The organism is Pseudomonas sp. TE3899 (assembly GCF_056279105.1).
Map to the genome: position 1 here is coordinate 2,721,827 of NZ_JBWBQR010000001.1, position 16,830 is coordinate 2,738,656.

Here is a 16,830-nt window from a genome sequence, read left to right on the forward strand (position 1 = left end):
AGCCGTTTGCCCCCAAACAAACGCTTTACTACGGTGCCATTCGTAGAACTTTCTTTCACTAACAACGCCGCTTTTAACCCCGCGTTTCCTGCGTTTTCGCCGCATAGACTGCGGCCCATGAACTACCCGACCGAAGTCAAAGAAGCTGCAAAACGCCTGTACTTACGCCGCTGCTCGGTGAAGGAAATCCAGGCGCATTTGAAGCTGCCCAATATCCGCATCGTCTATTACTGGATCCGCCAAGGGTGCTGGGACGAGATGCTGACGGACGAAGAGCCGCTATCCGCCATCAGCCGACGGATCACCCTGATCCTGGAGAAAGTCGACACGCTCACAAAGGGCGAACTCGACGAGCTGGAGCGCCTGACCACCCTGCGCGAACGCCTGATTAAACAGTCGTCGAAGCCCGCGCCGGCGGTGCCGTCCGAAAGTCCGGACGATCCCCGGGAACGCCCGTCAGGCCAGCGCCGCTATCGAAGTGAAGGCGGCGGTAAAAAGCGCGAAAAGAAGGTGAAGAACGACATCAGCGGCCTGACCGAAGTCGACTTCCTGGATAAGTTCATATCCAAGATGTACGGCTATCAAAAGGAGTTGTTCGAGGCGAAACAGAACCCGCTGACGCGACGGGTCCGCAACATCCTAAAAAGCCGTCAGGTCGGCCTGACCTACTATTTCGCCGGCGAAGCGTTCATGGACGCCGTGCTAAGCGGTGATAACCAGGTGTTCCTGTCCGCCAGCCGCTCACAGTCGGAAATCTTCCGTAGCTACATCATCCAGTTCGCGCAGCAGTGGTTCGGCATCGATCTAACCGGTAATCCGATCACGCTTAGCAACGGCGCCGAACTGCGTTTCCTCAGTACCAACAGCAGCACGGCCCAGGGCTACCACGGCCACGTCTACGTGGATGAATACTTTTGGATCCGCGACTTCGAAAAACTCAGCACCGTGGCCAGCGCCATGGGCACCCACAAAAAATGGCGCAAGACCTATTTTTCTACGCCCAGCGCGGTGTCGCACCAGGCCTACCCGTTCTGGTCCGGCGAGGAATTTCGCAACAGCAAACGCGGCAAAAAGGCCGGCGGTGTTTGGCCTACCGAAGCGTCCTACACGCAGGGCGCGTTGTGTCCGGACGGCCAGTGGCGCAAGACCATCACCCTGGACGATGCCATTGCCGGCGGCTGCAATCTGTTCGACCTGGAGCAACTGCAGCTGGAGTACGACGAGGACAAGTTTCAGCAGTTGTTCTACTGCAAGTTCATCGATAGCACCCAAAGCGCATTCAGCCTCAAGGATCTTGAGCGCTGCTACTCCGACCTGTCGTTGTGGGAGGACTACAACCCGGAACTGGATCGCCCGTTCGGCAACAGTCCGGTCTGGCTCGGTTACGACCCGAGCCGCACCCGCGACGACTCCACCTGCGTGGTTATTGCACCGCCGCTCGAACCCGGGGCGAAATTCCGCATCTTGGAAAAACACAGCTGGCGTGGGCACTCGTTCACCCACCAAGCCGCCCAGGTCAAAAAGCTAACCGAACGTTTCAACGTGCAACACATCGGCATCGACGTCACCGGCGTGGGCCACGGCGTGTTCGACCTGGTACGCGATTTCTACGCCAAGGCAACGCCGATTCACTACAGCCTTGAGGCCAAAAACACGTTGGTGTTGAAAGCCCAAGACACGATTCAGGGCAGCCGCATCGAGTGGGACGCGGGCTGGACAGACATCGCCCAGGCGTTCCTGACGATCAAGCGTGGTGCCACGACCAGCGGCCAGATCACCTACAGCGCATCGCGCACCGATGCCACCGGCCACGCCGACATCGCCTGGGCGATCATGCATGCCCTGGCCAACGAACCCCTAAACACCAACAAGCGGCGCCGCAGCCGCTACGTGACGAGCACCCACAGCAGCCATGGCCAACAAACGCAAAAAACCACCGCAAGTTCCAAGACCACAGCAGCCCATGCGGTCCTTTACGTTCGGGGAGCCCGAGCAAGTACTGTCCGGCAACATTGGCGAGTACGTGGGGGTGTTTCCCAGCGACGACGGCAAGATCTACAAGCCACCGGTGTCGCGTGTCGGCCTTGCCAAGCTGCTACGCGCCAACGCGCACCACGGCGCTATTCCGAAGTTCAAACGCAATCTGCTGCTGCGTGAATTCATCGCCTCGGCCGGCTGCACCACAGAGACGATGGGCCGCGCCGCGCTGGACTACATGGTGTTCGGCGAAGCGTACCTCTACAACGAAACCAACGCCTTCGGCCAAGTGCTGCAGTTGCAACACCTGCCGGCCATCAACATGCGGGTAAAGGTCGACGGCGGCTTCGTGATGCTGCTGCCCGACAACAAAGAAATGGAGTTTGATCAGGACGAGATTTCGCATGTCCTGGACTACGACGTGGAACAGAATATCTACGGTGTTCCGGATTACCTGGGCGGCCTGCAGGCGCTGCTGCTCAACGAAGCCGCGACCTTGTTCCGCCGTCGGTACTACAGCAACGGCGCGCACGCGGGTTACATCTTCTACACCAACGACCCGGACCTGACCGAGGACGACGAAGAGGAACTGCGCGCACAGATCAGTGCCAGCAAGGGTGTGGGCAACTTCCGCTCAATGTTCGTCAACATCCCCAACGGCAAGGAAAACGCGATTCAGATCATCCCCGTCGGGGACTTCCAGGCCAAAGACGAGCTGGAGAAAGTGAAAAACATCACGCGCAACGACGTTATCGCGGCGTGGCGAATGAACCCTGCACTGGCCGGCATCATCCCGGAAAACAACGGTGGATTTGGTGACATCGAGAAGATTGATCGCGTGTACACCAGTAACGAAATTCGGCCGATCTGCCAGCTGTTCAGCCAACTGAATGACAAGCTTCGCGATGACAGGCGATTCACCTGGAAAAAACCACAAATACCAGTCGATACCACTGCCTGATCTTTCTCAACAAGAGATAACCACTAAATCTTGTGGCAACATGGTGGCGATTAGCTTCCCTGGGGAGGGACATATGCGAGTGACATGTAAGTGCGGGAACAAGGGATTAATCCGGGATAGCAAGCCACAGTCGCCGGACTTTGTGACGCTTTACTGCCAGTGCCTGGATGTCCTGTGCGGGCACACATGGGTGGCCCATTTGACGTTCTCTCACACGCTGAGTCCGTCGGCGCAGACGTTCGACCGATTGTTGTTCGACCGACTCCGGGACATGCCCAGGGCGAAGCAGAGGGAGTTGTTCGATCAGCTCGGCGCGCAGGCGGTTGCGTGAATCACAAACCGCCGACTCTGATGCGTCGGCGATTGGTTAGACAAATTTAGGGGTTAAGCGATCGGGGCATCAGCTATTGGCTGACTCTTTAGGATTGACTGCAAGAACCTCGGACATCCGCCGGAGTTGAAGTTGCTCACGCTCATCCAACAGCCGGTAAAGATGGATAAGGCGACGTTCAATTTTGGACAGACCAAGCCATTCGAATTCGGTGATTCCAACGCAAGCGCGTTCATTTTTCGTGCGATCCAACATGCGTACTACTCCATAAAGTGCATTGTGGAATCGACGATATCGGGGCGGGAAATGGCTACAGAGCGGAGACACAAAGATTGCCCCAACGTACTTCGTTACAAGCTAGGTCCTGTTACGAGCAGCGTCGTCCGCCATGGCTTGAAGGAAACGACGTATCGCCTCTTGATCAAATGGAGTGATGCTTCTGAACTGCTTTACGAGACGATCCTCGACGTCGCTCAGGGCATGTTCGGCCAGAGTCGTGCGCAAGCCATTGAGGATGTAAGGCACGTCAAAACCGAACTGGCTTGCGACTCTGCTCAGATAAGACGCTGTCGCATCACTAGTCCCGGCCTCGTAGTTCGCTTGAGTACGCTTGGCAATCCCAAGCGCCTCTGCAATCTCGTTCTGCGTCAACGCGCAGCGCTTCCTCTCTTCCTGCAGTCGAGAGCCTATCTCTTCGGAAAGGTGCAAAATAATTCATCTCTCATATTTACAAATGCATCTAAGTGCATCATTGTGCATCTCACACCACATGAAATTGCACGGATCTGCACTATGCACAACACAAGCATCAGCGAGCAAGCCCGACAACAAGCGCGTGAAGCCCTAGAGAAGCGCGGTCAGACCGCAAAGAAGTTTGCTGAATTGAACAACCTGAATCCCAGCACCGTTTACGCGGTGCTGAGTGGTCAGAGCCATTGTCGCCGTGGGGAGGCACATCGCGCCGCCGTACTACTCGGCATCAAAGACGGCGTGATTGAACAGTAACGGCACTGACCAACAGGGAACAGTAGAAGATGAAAAACCCGGTTCTAACGACGCGCAAGGAAGTTATGCGCGAGATCATTCGAAGCTACCCAAATGGTCGTGAAGGTGCTGCGGCTCGCTTGGGAATGAAAGTCAAAAAGTTCGACAATCACGCCTACGAAAGTGCCAGTTGTAGTCCGCTGAGTGACGTTCATGTTCACATGCTGGAACAAGAGCGCGGCACCTATCATTTCGCGAACTATGTTGCGCAGATGTACGGCGGATTGTTTGTGCCTGTCGCTGATCCCGACACGCTGGATAACGTCGAGTTGTACGCCCGATCGGTTCAGGTTTCCGCAAAACGCGGTTGTGTTGACCAGGCCATCGCCAAGGCATTGGAGGATGGTTCGATCAGCGCTGAAGAGGCTGAAATCATCCTCAACGCTCACAACCACCATATGGCCGCACGACATGCCGAAGTGTTGGCAGCCATCGATCTGTACCGCGCCAAGCCGGGGAAAGGCCAATGAACAATCTGCACGCAGTACAGGAATATCAGGACATGCTCAAAGCCGCGGCGCTCGTGTTCCTTGAGCGGCACCGATGCGAACACCTGGGCGACGATCAGCAATTGTTCGACCGCACAGTGCAGCACCTGGTTACGGATTACGACGCTTTGACTCAGACCGCCGAAAAGTTGGTGCACCTGGCTAGCAGTGAAATGTCAGCGGTTAGCGATCGGCAGCGCTTGGACATTTTCAACTGCACGTCCACCCACACGTTCATTATCGACACCGCCACCGGCAACGCCTGGGCAATACCGGTCAGCCGTATCTACGAACGCATCCTGATCGCACCGAATAACGGCCGCTTCCGCGTCACCACTTCGTAATACCTACCCAATAAATCCCTTGCCCCACCGCCGTGGGTTTGGGTGAGCTGCGCCCGAAATTGAGGTTTGACGATGGAAAACGCCATGAACATCAACGCAAAACTGACGCCTGTAGAGGCTCAAGCGCTCTTGGCCAACCTGCGCGAGCAGTACCGTCTCAGCCTCAACGAACTCTGGTACGCAGACCAATACCGCTTGATTCCCGATGGACTACGCCACGGCTCAATCCTCGCCAATTGCCCTGTGATGGCCGCTCAGAAACACCTGATCGGCGCCCTCACCCTCTGCCTCAAGAAAGCGAAGTAACCCATGAAAGAAGACCTGCGCGGCGACGTAATCGAGCGCCTAAAACGAGATTACGGGCTTAAGCATCGGGCAAACACCGACTACATGCGCGGGGGCACCTGTCCGAAGTGCCGTCAAAAAACCCTTTACACGCGTCACTCGGCGCCGTGGTTGGTGATCTGCGGCAGACCGGAAAAGTGCGCTCATTCTCTGCATGTGAAGGAGCTGTATGACGACCTGTTCGAAGACTGGAGCAAGCGTGCGCCGGCAACCGATCAAAACCCAAACGCAACCGCCCGCGCCTATCTTGAGTTTGCCCGGGGCTTTCGCATCGAGCTGATTCAAGGCTGGTTCACTCAGGAGAGCTTCTACTCCGGCGAACACAACGCCGGCAGCGCCACCGTGCGCTTTGCCCTGGAGAAAGGCGGCTGGTGGGAACGCCTGATCGATAAGCCGCATCGCTTCGGAAAGATGAAGGCCCGATTCAAATCGAAAGACAGCTATCGCGGCGTCTGGTGGTGTCCGCCCTGTGTAGATCTGCTGGAAGCCAAAGAGATCTGGATTGTCGAGGGCATTTTTGACGCCATCGCCCTGGTCCACAACGACATCGTCGCCGTATCGGCCATGTCCTCCAATGCCTTCCCCGAGGAGTCGCTGCGAGCGCTCGCCCGTAACCGAGACGGGAAGCTGCCCAAGCTGGTTTGGGCGCTCGATAACGAATCTGGCGCCCACGCCTACACCAAGCGTTGGGCGAAGCAGGCGCGAGCCTTGGGGTTCGTCTGCGAGGCCGCACAGATCCCACTCCGTGACGGCCGGAAGACTGATTGGAACGACCTGCATCAGCGCTGGGGTTTCATCGAAGACGAAAGCGAACGAGCCGACCAGGTCGCTGCTGACCTCAAACAAGCGCGCCACCAAGGCGCCCTGCTACTGGCCGAGAGCGCGGCCGAGAAAGCGTTGCTGATGTACGACTGGAACAAGCGCGGGGAATTCCACCTGGGCTTCGGCAGCCGCCTGTATTGGTTCAAGTTGGACATGGAGAAATTCAACCGGGCGATGCAGGACATCGAGGACAGCGAAAACCACGACGACCAGTTGCTCAATCAATCACAGCAGCGCGAGAAAGCGCTGCAGCAGTCAGGCAGCGTCGTCGAGATCGCCAACTGCTACCCACAAGCTTTGTATTTCCAGCGCAACGAGGTCACGGACGAGTCCTGGTACTACCTGCGCGTCGACTTCCCGCACGACTCCGAAAGCGTGAAAAACACCTTCACCAGCGGCCAGCTTTCTGCCGCCAGCGAATTTAAAAAGCGACTGCTCGGTATGGCTGCTGGCGCCATGTACACCGGGAGCGGTCAACAACTGGACAAACTTATGAAGGATCAACTATTCGGCATCAAAACCGTCTCGACGATCGATTACGTGGGCTACAGCAAGGAATACGGCTGCTACGTCTACGGCGATATCGCGATCAAGGATGGCGTCTCCTACAAGGTCAACAGCGAGGACTATTTCGAGTTCGGGAAACTTCGCCTGAAGACGCTACAGAAAGGCGTGCCTATCAAGCTGCAGCGTGATGGAAAGGACTTCAACGAAGAATGGCTGCAGCTGCTGTGGACGTGCTTCGGCGCACAGGGCCTGGTGGCGCTGGTGTTCTTTTTTGGTTCGCTGTTCTGTGAGCAGATCCGCGGGCGCTTCCAGTCGTTTCCATTTCTGGAAGCCACCGGCGAGGCCGGCGCCGGCAAGACCACCCTGCTCAACCTACTGTGGAAGCTGCTCGGTCGGGAAGGCTATGAAGGCTTTGACCCAATGAAGTCCACGAAAGCGGGCCGGTCGCGACTGATGGGCCAGGTGTCCGGCATGCCGGTCGTGTTCCTTGAGGCCGACCGTCATGGTGACGACCGATCCCACGCCAAAACCTTCGAGTGGGACGAGCTGAAGGACTACTACGGCGGGGGCACACTGGCTACTAAAGGCGTGAAGACTGCCGGCAATGAAACCTATGAACCGCCGTTTCGCGGGACGATCGCTATCAGCCAGAATGCTGCTGTTGTCGCCCATGAGGCGATCATGACCCGGATCGTGAAACTGCACTTCATCCGGCCGACTGTCACTCTGCAAAGCCGTGTAGCGGCGGACAAGCTGAACGCCTTGGACGGCGGCACGCTGAGCCACTTCCTGATTCGAGCGGTCGGCAAAGAATCCGCCATCCTCGAGCTTTTCGGTCAGCGCATGCCCGAACACGAGGCCAAGCTGCGCCGACTGCACACCCATTGCTTTGCTTGCGGCACCGAGTATCCCAACGAACAAGGCAACTGCAGCAACTGCGGCTATGACCTGCGCGGGTACATTCGCGTCGAGCGGATCAGCAAGAACCACGCACAGCTCCTTTCCCTGCTCGATGCCTTACGTTTGATCCTGAAACTGGACGAACCGCAAGTGGCGGCGACCCAACGTCAGATCGTCCGCATGGCGATCGAGCGCCAAGCCTCAATCAGCTCTGACCACCCGGCCGTTGCCGAGTTTTGGGAGGTCTACGACTACCTCGAATCGCTCAGTGAAGACCCTGTGGTCGACCACAGCAGTGACCCAAGCGTCATCGCGATCAACCTCAACGAATTCAGCGAGCGCGCCGCAGAGCACAAACAGAAGCTGGCCGACGTGGCCACCCTGCGCGACCTGCTGAAGGAATCTCGATCCCACAAATTTCTTGAAGCAAACAAAGCGGTGCACAGCGCAGTCCGCGCGGCAATGAACAGCAAAACACCACTCGCACCAGGTCGTCCCACGACGGTCAAGTGCTGGATTTTCAAAGCGTAAGGGAGGCTACACCGATGCAAATCCAAGTCTTTATGGGTAATGCCGGCGACGGTAAGACGAGCAAGCTGCAGGGGATCCAGGACCGGGTGGAATTGATGGGCGAAAGCCATCCAATCATTCAGGCCGGAGCATACGGCGAGAATGGTTTGCTGCAGATTCTGGAAGTTCGTGCCGCAGCTGGCCAACGCGAAATTCTGGTCGAGGAGTGCAACCCGCAACAGATTTTAAGCGTGTTGGAGTGGCAAGCCTGCACTGAGGAAGATCCCGATTACGCCGACCTGGTTATCCACCTGGCCCGCCAGGACTGACCGGAAAATAAGCGATGTCGAGGAGTTGGCGCTCCCCGACATCAACCACCACTGAGGGCAACACCATGCAAGCACAGCACCAAAGCAGCAGTGATTCGAAGGCTAACACATTGGCAAACTTTGACGCCCAGTACGCCCGGCATCTGATGGCCGTTCGGATCGTCGGCACGGCGTTGTTCGATTACCAGATGCGGAAAACCGACGATGCGCGGATCCGGCTTGAATGCCTTACCGGCTTTGCCAAGGAGCTTGGCGACATTGATGCGGCCGAATGCGCAGTTGTAGCACAGCTGTTGGCAAGCCATTCATCGACTAAGCACAACACGACTGTTCAGACCTTCCCACCTGTAGGAGCAACACTATGAAAACGTTATTTGTCCTTATGGCCCAATACAACGGTCAAGTGGTTATTCCCTTAGAGCGAGTCTGTCAGGACTATTTCACTCATCTCACCACGGACATGTTTCAGCGCAAGGTGGGGTCCGGACAAATCAAAATTCCCATTACGCGTATGGAATCAAGTCAAAAGAGCGCAAAGGGCATTCACATCACGGATCTTTCCGAATACCTGGATGCCCAGCGCGCTGCCGCCGTCAAAGAAAACAATCAGCTAAACAGCGCACCACGCAGTAGCTAATTTACCTCAGCATCCTGGCGCCCAACTTTACGGGCGCCTGTAGGATTTTCTCGAGCCATTTCCATTTCTCGTAGGCGTCACCGCGTCCGCGTAGGTGGGTGTAACGCCGCATCGAGTTCCAATCGCGATGCCCCGATACACTCGCTACCCGAGGAATGTCCCAGTCCATCTCGAACAATCGGCTCACGCCGTCGTGGCGCAGATCATGGAAGTGCAGATTCTCGATACCCAGTATCTGACAAGCCCTGGTCCATGACGTGGATACCGACTCGGCACTGTACGGAAATATCTCCGGCAGCACTTTCGGCATGGTTTGAAGAATGGCCCAAGCTTCTGGCGGCAAATGGCACCACACGTCGTTACCGATCTTCTGGCCGGGGTTTTTCATGTCGCGCACCAGTACCCGCTGGCCCACCTCATCGAGATCCGTCCACTGGATCCGCGTAACTTCCTCCTGGCGGCGTGTTGAGAACAATGCGAATCCAGTCATTTTGAGCATGTTGATCGAAGTCGGGCGACGGGATTGGATGCCCTGGAAGTGCGTGAGTAGCTTGTCGAGTTCATCCAAAGTCGGCCGCCGGTCGCGCTCGCGACTTTTCATGTTGTACCCCAGCTTTTTCAAGACCCGCCGGGCATCCGTCATCGCGTGCGGATCGACTGCATAGCCCCAGGCGGGCCGAGCGATCGACAGCACCGCCCCCAGGTGCGCAAGATCATTGCCCGCCGTCTGAGGCTGGACGTTCCCGCCCTCGTCACCCATGCGCCACAGCGCGTACTCCACCAGCACCTGGCTATTGATGTCCTGGTCATTCAATTTGCCCAGGTACGATTCGCTGATCGCTTTGAGCGTGGCAAGCTTGGTCTTACCCAAAGCCCGAACCTTCTCCATCTCAGCCAAATAACGCTCGATCATCTCCTTGACCGTCGCGCCTATGCGGTTTGCCCGCTCGATCGCGCCGGGCTCAGCGAGCTCCGTTTCGCGTTTTCGAGCCCACGCCACGGCAGCCTGTTTCCGGGCGAAGGTCTGGCACTCTTGGTAGACTATCGCCCCTTTGTTTTTAAGGCGGATCTGGACCGTATAACTGACCGATCCGTCGGCCTTCTTTCTTGCTCTAATGGTTGCCATGGTTCCAGTGGTACAAATGAGAAAGTGAGTGGTACATTTTACCACCGGCCTTTAAAAAACGTCTGAAAACGCCTAAAAACGGCCCAGAATGCGCAGAGAAAAATGCTAGCTAAAACAGTCACTAATCCACAAAACACAAGCTCTGTACTGTCTCGGCGGTTTAGTGTTGCGCCCATGATGGATTGGACCGATCGTCACTGCCGCTTTTTCCTACGCCTCCTTTCCAAACACGCCCTCCTCTACACCGAGATGGTCACCACCGGCGCGCTCCTAAACGGGGACCACGACCGTTTCCTCCGTCACAACGAAGCCGAACACCCACTCGCCCTGCAACTCGGAGGCAGCGTCCCTCTAGACCTCGCAGCCTGCGCCCGCATGGCCCAGGACCATGGTTACGATGAGGTCAACCTTAACGTCGGCTGCCCAAGCGATCGTGTTCAGAACAATATGATCGGCGCGGTGTTGATGGGGCATCCGCAGTTGGTGGCCGATTGTGTGAAGGCGATGCGGGATGCGGTGTCGATTCCGGTGACGGTGAAGCATCGGATCGGGATTAATGGGCGGGACAGTTACGCGCAGTTGTGTGATTTCGTCGGTACGGTTCGGGATGCGGGGTGTACGAGTTTTACGGTGCATGCGCGGATTGCGATTCTGGAGGGGTTGTCGCCGAAGGAGAATCGGGACATTCCGCCGTTGCGTTATGACGTGGCGGCGCAGTTGAAGCAGGATTTTCCGGAGTTGGAGATTATTCTCAATGGCGGGATCAAGACGCTGGAAGCCTGCCACGAGCATTTGCAGACTTTTGACGGTGTGATGCTGGGTCGTGAGGCCTATCACAATCCTTATGTGATGGCTGAGGTGGATCAGCAGTTGTTTGGCAGTACGGCGCCGGTGATTACTCGGGCTGAGGCGCTGGCGCAGTTGCGGCCTTATATTGCGGCGCACATTGAGGCCGGCGGCTCGATGCACCATATCACTCGGCATGTGCTGGGGCTGGGTACCGGGTTTCCGGGGGCGAGGAAGTTTCGGCAGTTGTTGTCGGTGGATATTCATAAGGCCAAAGAGCCTTTGGTGTTGCTGGACCAGGCGGCGGAGTTGCTTGAGGGGCGCTAGCCCCTCACGGTCAGGCCGCTGTGGCCGCCGTCCAGTTCACCCATCCGAACCCCCACGTGGCCAAAATCAGCAAACCGAAGGCAATCCGGTACCAGGCGAATGCCGCGTAGCTGTGGCTGGCGATGAACTTGAGCAAGCCACGCACGGCGATCATCGCAAAGATGAAGGCCGTGACAAAACCCAAGGCAAATACGGGCAAGTCGTTGGGTTGGAACAGGTCGCGGTACTTGTAGCCTGAATAGACAGCGGCGCCGACCATCGTTGGCATCGCCAGAAAAAACGAGAACTCGGTCGCTGTCTTGCGCGACAGTCCAAACAGCAATCCGCCGATAATGGTCGAGCCTGAGCGGGAAGTACCCGGGATCATCGCCAGGCATTGTGCAAACCCCACTTTCAAAGCATCTGACCAGCGCATGTCGTCAACATGTTCGACGTGCACCACATGTTCCCTTCGCTCGGCCCACAACATGATGACTCCGCCCACTACCAGCGCCACGGCGACGGTGATCGGATTAAACAGGTACTCATGAATTTTATCGGCGAATAACACACCGAGGACAACGGCTGGGAGAAAACCAATCAACAAGTTCAACGTAAAACGTTGGGCGTTGCGTTGGGTCGGTAAGCCTTTGATGATCTCGAATATTTTCGGCCGGAACTCCCAGACGACAGCCAGAATGGCACCCAGCTGAATAATGATATTAAACGCCATGGCGCGCTCGCCACCAAAGTCCAACAAGTCGGCGACAATAATCTGATGCCCAGTACTGGAAATAGGCAAGAACTCTGTCAACCCTTCTACCGCGCCCAAAACAAGTACTTGTACCAATGTCCAAAAATCCATCAATCCTCCGTCAAGCCATTCTTAATGAACAGCGTATAAGTATTTAATAACTGAACAGCATTAAGTGGGCAGATACCTATTTATCGCCTATAAAACACTTGGCACACCAGGATCATGTAGCGGAGGGCTCCAGCGGATAATAAGTCTTATCAAACCACGCACTCAAGACTTGTTATTAATCGTCCGGCTAACGAATCACCAGAACTCCGAATTATGGTGGTTAGTTCCCGACCGATAAAAAATGTGACGGAGTGCACACATTCGCATTCTTAGAGGGACAATAGCCCGGAATCACCCGTCAAGACCGTGATGGCCTTCTGGCTATAAATACCACTCGCTGCTGAATCAAAATAGTGGCACAATTCCATATTGCCATCATCTAAGGGCGCCATTTCATTAGTTCAACTGCCTGCAAGAAGCAACTAAACGGTTGAAAACCTTTTGTTTATGTTAGAAAACTCGGAAATCCCGCCCTGAAATCCGTTTTGAATGTTACCAATTGTCAGTCACAGATGAGAACCGGTGCTTTAACATCCTGATGTCAGCACCCATTCGAGTCAAAAAGCATGATGCTTACAGGGAAAATAGCGACTAGAAGCCAGCGCCCGACAAATGAGGAGCCAGGGGTTCTCACCTTGGGCCGTACTCGCAGCGTGGCCGAGAACTTTAGAGCATTAGTCGCAAGGCATGTGCACTCCGATATAACGCTTGATGCCAGTTCATATACTATTTCGCATAAGAAGAATGAACACCCGGATGGGTATCGTGCCATTTTCATCATTATCGACAGTGCTCAAGCATTCGATGAGAGCCTGGCGCTTGTGGAAAACCTTCGCGCGATTAATTTAAATCCAATCATCTGCGCTGTTATTACCGGCCGGGGCACTTACAACAAGATGAAGTACTATCTTGCGGGTGCCGACTGCTGCATAAAACTCAATACCCTGTCCGATGAAAGTTCCGCATTCCTGTCTGAGTTTTTCAGCAGTGATGAATGGCAAAGGGAAATAAACCTGGTATTGGATTCCACGCGTATATGCCTGTTAGGCACCCGCAACAAGCTGGATATTTCGTTTGCAGAAATGAAAATTCTGGAAGCCTTTGCACAAACCAGCAACCATATATTAAGTCACGATGAAATCGCCAGGATCATGGGGCTCAACACCAATTTTTATGACCCCAGGGCACTGGAGAAATCAATTAGTCGTCTTCGCGGAAAAATCAAAGACATGTATGGCACCAATGCCATTCAGAGCATTCGCGGGTATGGATACCGTTTGATGAGGGGTCTGATCTCGACCGCCTGATTCACCATGGAAGGAGTTGTTGAATGAATGCGACTGGAGGCATCTCGCCCGCAAACGCCCCGTATCGCTATTTGACCCGGCAACTGATCCTGTCACGTGACGATCGCCCGTTTGCCAGTGAGGTAAGAACCACGCCCGCCCTTTGCCGGACGTCGCTGGCGGCCCAACCGTGTGCGCCCAGCGACGCCCGGGGGCAGTTGCACCGCGGGGCCGTCTCCCTGCAAGACCCTCGCTCGCACACCCCAAAAAAATATTTGAACCGAACACTTCTATGCCTGTCTGAACCGAGCCTTGCCAGCTTTACGCTGGCCGACGAACTGATCCGGTCTGGCGACAACTTGCGTGATCTGGGCCATACACTGGTCGTGTCACTCGAAGAGCAACCATTCTGGGAAGTGGATTCCAAATATAAAAAAAACATTACTCATAATATGTATCGCCTGAAAGATCATGGTATAGAAATCGCGTTGGGTAGCGACACTCTCCAACGAGACGCCCTTACACGCTTTAGCACTTTGAATCTGTTCAATTACATCAAGGTATCGGTTTCATCCCTGGACCAGTGTTTAAAACTCAATGGCAATCCTGAGTTTTTCAATCGACTCCATGACCGCATGGTGACACTGAGCCACAACAACAAGATTTCTTTTATTGCCGATCGTGTAGAGCATATCGAGAGCCATACATTGGCCAGGGCGCAGCCCTTTGATTACTTCCAAGGGAGTTATTACTCCCCTGCCGATCATCTTTTAACCGAACATTGGTGACTACTTTAGGAGAGAGACGTGGAAATCAGTACAACCCTCCCCAGAAAATATTTTGTCGTCGTGACTCACAGCACAACATCCCAGCGTGAGCTCGAGACCATACTGTCCAGCGAGCGTTTCAACTCGTTTGGTACTTCCCAGGCGCAAATGTTTATCGAAGGTGTTAACCCGGCCTCCTCCGCCCCCGTGCTGATGGAGTTCACTTACCCAAGTGGGTCAAGGAAACATGTCGCCCACGCGATCGAACATGAAACGCAAAAGATACTTGCCACGCTCGAAGCAGAATGGTTGGCAGCGCGCTCCAGCCTGACACCTGACCCGGTAGAGTTCAGCGATATTCCCCGAGAACACGAGGTTGACAGCCCTTACAGCGAAGCCTGGCAACTCGACGACGATCAAAGTGTATTGATCAAGGAAAACGTCGAGATCAACCTCACTGGATTGGAAGCCGCCCTCGTCAAGAAGATGCTGCATCATGAAGATCGCGTCGTCAGTCGAGATGATCTGATTCTGAGCATCGGTAGAGAACCGGAGCAGTATCGCGGCCTGGAAATGTGTTTGAGCCGATTGCAGGACAAGTTCAAAAACGCGAGCAAAGGTGAACGACTCTTTCGCGCGGTGAGAAATCGCGGCTATTGCCTTATCCAGGAAGTGGTAACAGAGGCTCAACCGGCCTGACCCACCTCAACAAACATATGACAGTGCTATTACAAAAATAAAAAGTGCACTTTGTTTGTTACCCCCTTCTATAACACCCCCTCAATATCGACCTTTTCTAACATCGAACACTTCCTCGATAAAAGTTGGCACTTTGCCACCTTGTTAGAACTCGTCAGACAGCATCCCCTATCAACAACTTAATCTATTGACTGACGACAGCTCGGCCTATTGGCGTTGTTAGTCCCAGGGCATTAGTTAAAACAATAACAATCCTGCTTAAACAACTCACGGTTCGACTGTCGATACCTGAATGGACGTCTTTTGGGGATATCGCATGGATCTTACTCTTCGTATCAATCGAAATACCGGCCTCAAGGGACTTACCTTTTGGGGTCAATGGGCGCTGGCGCAGGGCTTTGCTGTTTCATTGTTGTTCATACTCGCTGAACAGCATACCGGCGCAGTCGAGTTCTATTACCGGGTATGCGCGACGCTGGCCGTATTGGCCTCGGTGCCGGCCTATACCTTCAGTGGCGTCTACCGCAAACGAGATAACTATCTGACAGGGCTGGGACGCCTGTTCATGGGTTGGTCGATGACCATGGCGGCGCTGGCCTTCATGGCCTTTATCTGCAAGGCCGATGCCCTGTTTTCCCGGCAGGTGATTCTCAGTTGGGCGGTGTACGGGTTCCTCGGGCAGGCGCTGCTGTACGCGCCGTTGCACGGGTTCTCCAAGTACTACCAGCGGTCACGAAAAAGCGAGCATAGAACGCTGATCGTCGGTACCGGCGAGCTGGCGCTGGGCCTGGCCAAGAAGTTGAGCAGCGTCGAAAACCTGCCGTTGGTGGGTCTGGTCAGCACGGGCCCCGTTGCCGCGCTGGACCCGGATGCCCCACAGATCGTCGGTGCGCAGGAAGACCTTCTGGAACTGATCAGAATCCATGACATTCGACGCTTGTACATCACGCTGCCCCTGAGCGAAGCGGCAAAAATCGAAGCCATGTACGTCGATTTGCTGGGTGCCAACGTCGACGTGGTCTGGGTCCCGGACTTGAACTGCCTGACGCTGCTCAATCACTCGGTGCGGGTCGTGGACGGTCTGCCGGCGATCTACTTGAATGAAAGCCCACTGACCAGCCAGCCCACTGCCGCGCTAAGCAAGAGTCTGGTGGAAAAAGCCGTGGCATTGCTGGCCATCATCCTGCTGAGCCCGGTGCTGGCGGTGATTGCGCTGGCCGTGAAACTCACCTCCCCCGGCCCGATCTTCTTCAAACAGGATCGCCACGGCTGGAATGGCAAGGTGATTCAGGTCTGGAAGTTTCGCTCGATGCGTGTCCACGACGACCATGAAGTCAAGCAGGCCAGCCGCAACGATTCGCGCATTACGGCCGTCGGCCGCTTCATCCGCCGCACTTCGCTGGATGAACTGCCGCAACTGTTCAACGTGCTGCAAGGGCACATGGCCCTGGTTGGTCCGCGTCCTCACGCCGTCGCGCATAACCACTACTACTCGGGCAAGATTCTGGCCTACATGGCGCGCCACCGAATCAAGCCGGGCATTACCGGGCTTGCGCAAATCAACGGTTGCCGCGGCGAGACGGACACCATCGACAAGATGCAGAAACGTGTCGAGATCGACCTCAAGTACATCAACAACTGGTCGCTGTGGCTGGACCTGAAGATCCTGGTGAAGACGCCCTTCACGCTGCTCTCGAAGGACATCTACTGATGGCCTGAGCGCAAAAAAAGCAGCACCACAAGGGGACGCAAGTCCCCTTTTTCGTGGCTGTGATTTGGGTTGGGCGGATGTTTGAAGGG

General features: G+C 55.4%; 18 protein-coding genes. 16 read left to right on the forward strand and 2 right to left on the reverse strand.

The annotated features are described in order from the left end of the window. Window positions 1-117 precede the first annotated feature (117 nt). From ACZ89E_RS12430 to ACZ89E_RS12480, 11 genes are all read left to right on the forward strand, one after another. Window positions 118-2,157, forward strand: a complete 2,040-nt coding sequence (locus ACZ89E_RS12430; RefSeq protein WP_476255774.1) for a terminase large subunit domain-containing protein — start codon at window positions 118-120, stop codon at window positions 2,155-2,157. After that, window positions 2,069-2,938, forward strand: coding sequence for a phage portal protein (locus ACZ89E_RS12435; protein WP_476257049.1), 870 nt, complete (start codon window positions 2,069-2,071; stop codon window positions 2,936-2,938). Before ACZ89E_RS12430 ends, ACZ89E_RS12435 begins: the two co-directional genes overlap by 89 nt. Before the next feature lie 73 nt (window positions 2,939-3,011). Further along, window positions 3,012-3,269, forward strand: a complete 258-nt coding sequence (locus ACZ89E_RS12440; RefSeq protein WP_476255775.1) for an ogr/Delta-like zinc finger family protein — start codon at window positions 3,012-3,014, stop codon at window positions 3,267-3,269. 792 nt (window positions 3,270-4,061) lie between these two features. Next, window positions 4,062-4,274, forward strand: coding sequence for a DNA-binding protein (locus ACZ89E_RS12445; RefSeq protein WP_476257050.1), 213 nt, complete (start codon window positions 4,062-4,064; stop codon window positions 4,272-4,274). Between the two features lie 29 nt (window positions 4,275-4,303). Continuing rightward, window positions 4,304-4,783: a YmfL family putative regulatory protein gene (locus ACZ89E_RS12450; RefSeq protein ID WP_476255776.1), complete on the forward strand. Its 480-nt coding sequence runs from the start codon at window positions 4,304-4,306 to the stop codon at window positions 4,781-4,783. Continuing rightward, window positions 4,780-5,145, forward strand: coding sequence for a hypothetical protein (locus ACZ89E_RS12455; protein WP_476255777.1), 366 nt, complete (start codon window positions 4,780-4,782; stop codon window positions 5,143-5,145). Before ACZ89E_RS12450 ends, ACZ89E_RS12455 begins: the two co-directional genes overlap by 4 nt. A 72-nt stretch (window positions 5,146-5,217) precedes the next feature. Continuing rightward, entirely contained in the window at window positions 5,218-5,451 is a 234-nt protein-coding gene (locus ACZ89E_RS12460; protein WP_476255778.1) for a hypothetical protein, read from the forward strand. Window positions 5,452-5,454: 3 nt separating this feature from the next. Continuing rightward, window positions 5,455-8,250: a toprim domain-containing protein gene (locus ACZ89E_RS12465; protein WP_476255779.1), complete on the forward strand. Its 2,796-nt coding sequence runs from the start codon at window positions 5,455-5,457 to the stop codon at window positions 8,248-8,250. A 14-nt stretch (window positions 8,251-8,264) separates the two neighbouring features. Beyond that, the gene (locus ACZ89E_RS12470) at window positions 8,265-8,558 is read left to right on the forward strand and encodes a hypothetical protein (RefSeq protein ID WP_476255780.1); all 294 of its coding nucleotides are present in this window, start codon (window positions 8,265-8,267) and stop codon (window positions 8,556-8,558) included. Between the two features lie 65 nt (window positions 8,559-8,623). Then, entirely contained in the window at window positions 8,624-8,923 is a 300-nt protein-coding gene (locus ACZ89E_RS12475; protein ID WP_476255781.1) for a hypothetical protein, read from the forward strand. Then, window positions 8,920-9,195 carry a pyocin activator PrtN family protein gene (locus tag ACZ89E_RS12480; protein ID WP_476255782.1) on the forward strand — a complete coding sequence of 92 codons (276 nt, stop codon included), beginning with the start codon at window positions 8,920-8,922 and terminating at the stop codon, window positions 9,193-9,195. The genes ACZ89E_RS12475 and ACZ89E_RS12480 overlap by 4 nt, the downstream gene beginning before the upstream one ends. A gap of 1 nt (window position 9,196) precedes the next feature. Here the strand turns inward: ACZ89E_RS12480 and ACZ89E_RS12485 are convergent, their stop codons facing one another. Next, window positions 9,197-10,321 (reverse strand): tyrosine-type recombinase/integrase, encoded by a 1,125-nt coding sequence (locus ACZ89E_RS12485; protein ID WP_476255783.1) that lies wholly within the window; start codon window positions 10,319-10,321, stop codon window positions 9,197-9,199. A 102-nt stretch (window positions 10,322-10,423) separates the two neighbouring features. Between ACZ89E_RS12485 and dusA the strand changes: the two genes are divergently transcribed. Then, complete coding sequence (gene dusA / locus ACZ89E_RS12490; protein ID WP_476255784.1) at window positions 10,424-11,434, forward strand: tRNA dihydrouridine(20/20a) synthase DusA; 1,011 nt, start codon at window positions 10,424-10,426, stop codon at window positions 11,432-11,434. Between the two features lie 10 nt (window positions 11,435-11,444). On the opposite strand, the gene ACZ89E_RS12495 is transcribed toward dusA, so the two are convergent. Beyond that, window positions 11,445-12,278: an undecaprenyl-diphosphate phosphatase gene (locus ACZ89E_RS12495; RefSeq protein ID WP_476255785.1), complete on the reverse strand. Its 834-nt coding sequence runs from the start codon at window positions 12,276-12,278 to the stop codon at window positions 11,445-11,447. Between the two features lie 566 nt (window positions 12,279-12,844). On the opposite strand from ACZ89E_RS12495, the gene ACZ89E_RS12500 reads away from it, so the two are divergent. The 4 genes from ACZ89E_RS12500 (at window position 12,845) to ACZ89E_RS12515 (ending at window position 16,741) form a co-directional block, all read left to right on the forward strand. Beyond that, complete coding sequence (locus tag ACZ89E_RS12500) at window positions 12,845-13,585, forward strand: winged helix-turn-helix domain-containing protein (protein WP_476255786.1); 741 nt, start codon at window positions 12,845-12,847, stop codon at window positions 13,583-13,585. A gap of 23 nt (window positions 13,586-13,608) precedes the next feature. Further along, the gene (locus ACZ89E_RS12505; RefSeq protein ID WP_476255787.1) at window positions 13,609-14,352 is read left to right on the forward strand and encodes an EAL domain-containing protein; all 744 of its coding nucleotides are present in this window, start codon (window positions 13,609-13,611) and stop codon (window positions 14,350-14,352) included. Window positions 14,353-14,370: 18 nt separating this feature from the next. Continuing rightward, window positions 14,371-15,030, forward strand: a complete 660-nt coding sequence (locus tag ACZ89E_RS12510; protein ID WP_476255788.1) for a winged helix-turn-helix domain-containing protein — start codon at window positions 14,371-14,373, stop codon at window positions 15,028-15,030. A gap of 316 nt (window positions 15,031-15,346) precedes the next feature. Further along, a complete protein-coding gene (locus ACZ89E_RS12515) occupies window positions 15,347-16,741 on the forward strand; it encodes an undecaprenyl-phosphate glucose phosphotransferase (RefSeq protein ID WP_149658948.1) in 1,395 nt (464 codons plus the stop codon). Window positions 16,742-16,830 lie beyond the last annotated feature (89 nt).

What these genes read in the sequence shown, in the direction of transcription:
- ACZ89E_RS12430 (WP_476255774.1), top strand. Translation starts at nt 118, where the DNA reads ATGAACTACCCGACCGAAGTCAAAGAAGCTGCAAAACGCCTGTACTTA.
- ACZ89E_RS12485 (WP_476255783.1), bottom strand. Translation starts at nt 10,321, where the DNA reads ATGGCAACCATTAGAGCAAGAAAGAAGGCCGACGGATCGGTCAGTTAT.
- ACZ89E_RS12500 (WP_476255786.1), top strand. Translation starts at nt 12,845, where the DNA reads ATGATGCTTACAGGGAAAATAGCGACTAGAAGCCAGCGCCCGACAAAT.
- ACZ89E_RS12505 (WP_476255787.1), top strand. Translation starts at nt 13,609, where the DNA reads ATGAATGCGACTGGAGGCATCTCGCCCGCAAACGCCCCGTATCGCTAT.
- ACZ89E_RS12440 (WP_476255775.1), top strand. Translation starts at nt 3,012, where the DNA reads ATGCGAGTGACATGTAAGTGCGGGAACAAGGGATTAATCCGGGATAGC.
- ACZ89E_RS12445 (WP_476257050.1), top strand. Translation starts at nt 4,062, where the DNA reads ATGCACAACACAAGCATCAGCGAGCAAGCCCGACAACAAGCGCGTGAA.
- ACZ89E_RS12470 (WP_476255780.1), top strand. Translation starts at nt 8,265, where the DNA reads ATGCAAATCCAAGTCTTTATGGGTAATGCCGGCGACGGTAAGACGAGC.
- ACZ89E_RS12515 (WP_149658948.1), top strand. Translation starts at nt 15,347, where the DNA reads ATGGATCTTACTCTTCGTATCAATCGAAATACCGGCCTCAAGGGACTT.
- ACZ89E_RS12465 (WP_476255779.1), top strand. Translation starts at nt 5,455, where the DNA reads ATGAAAGAAGACCTGCGCGGCGACGTAATCGAGCGCCTAAAACGAGAT.
- ACZ89E_RS12480 (WP_476255782.1), top strand. Translation starts at nt 8,920, where the DNA reads ATGAAAACGTTATTTGTCCTTATGGCCCAATACAACGGTCAAGTGGTT.
- ACZ89E_RS12460 (WP_476255778.1), top strand. Translation starts at nt 5,218, where the DNA reads ATGGAAAACGCCATGAACATCAACGCAAAACTGACGCCTGTAGAGGCT.
- ACZ89E_RS12455 (WP_476255777.1), top strand. Translation starts at nt 4,780, where the DNA reads ATGAACAATCTGCACGCAGTACAGGAATATCAGGACATGCTCAAAGCC.
- ACZ89E_RS12450 (WP_476255776.1), top strand. Translation starts at nt 4,304, where the DNA reads ATGAAAAACCCGGTTCTAACGACGCGCAAGGAAGTTATGCGCGAGATC.
- ACZ89E_RS12475 (WP_476255781.1), top strand. Translation starts at nt 8,624, where the DNA reads ATGCAAGCACAGCACCAAAGCAGCAGTGATTCGAAGGCTAACACATTG.
- dusA (WP_476255784.1), top strand. Translation starts at nt 10,424, where the DNA reads ATGCTAGCTAAAACAGTCACTAATCCACAAAACACAAGCTCTGTACTG.
- ACZ89E_RS12495 (WP_476255785.1), bottom strand. Translation starts at nt 12,278, where the DNA reads ATGGATTTTTGGACATTGGTACAAGTACTTGTTTTGGGCGCGGTAGAA.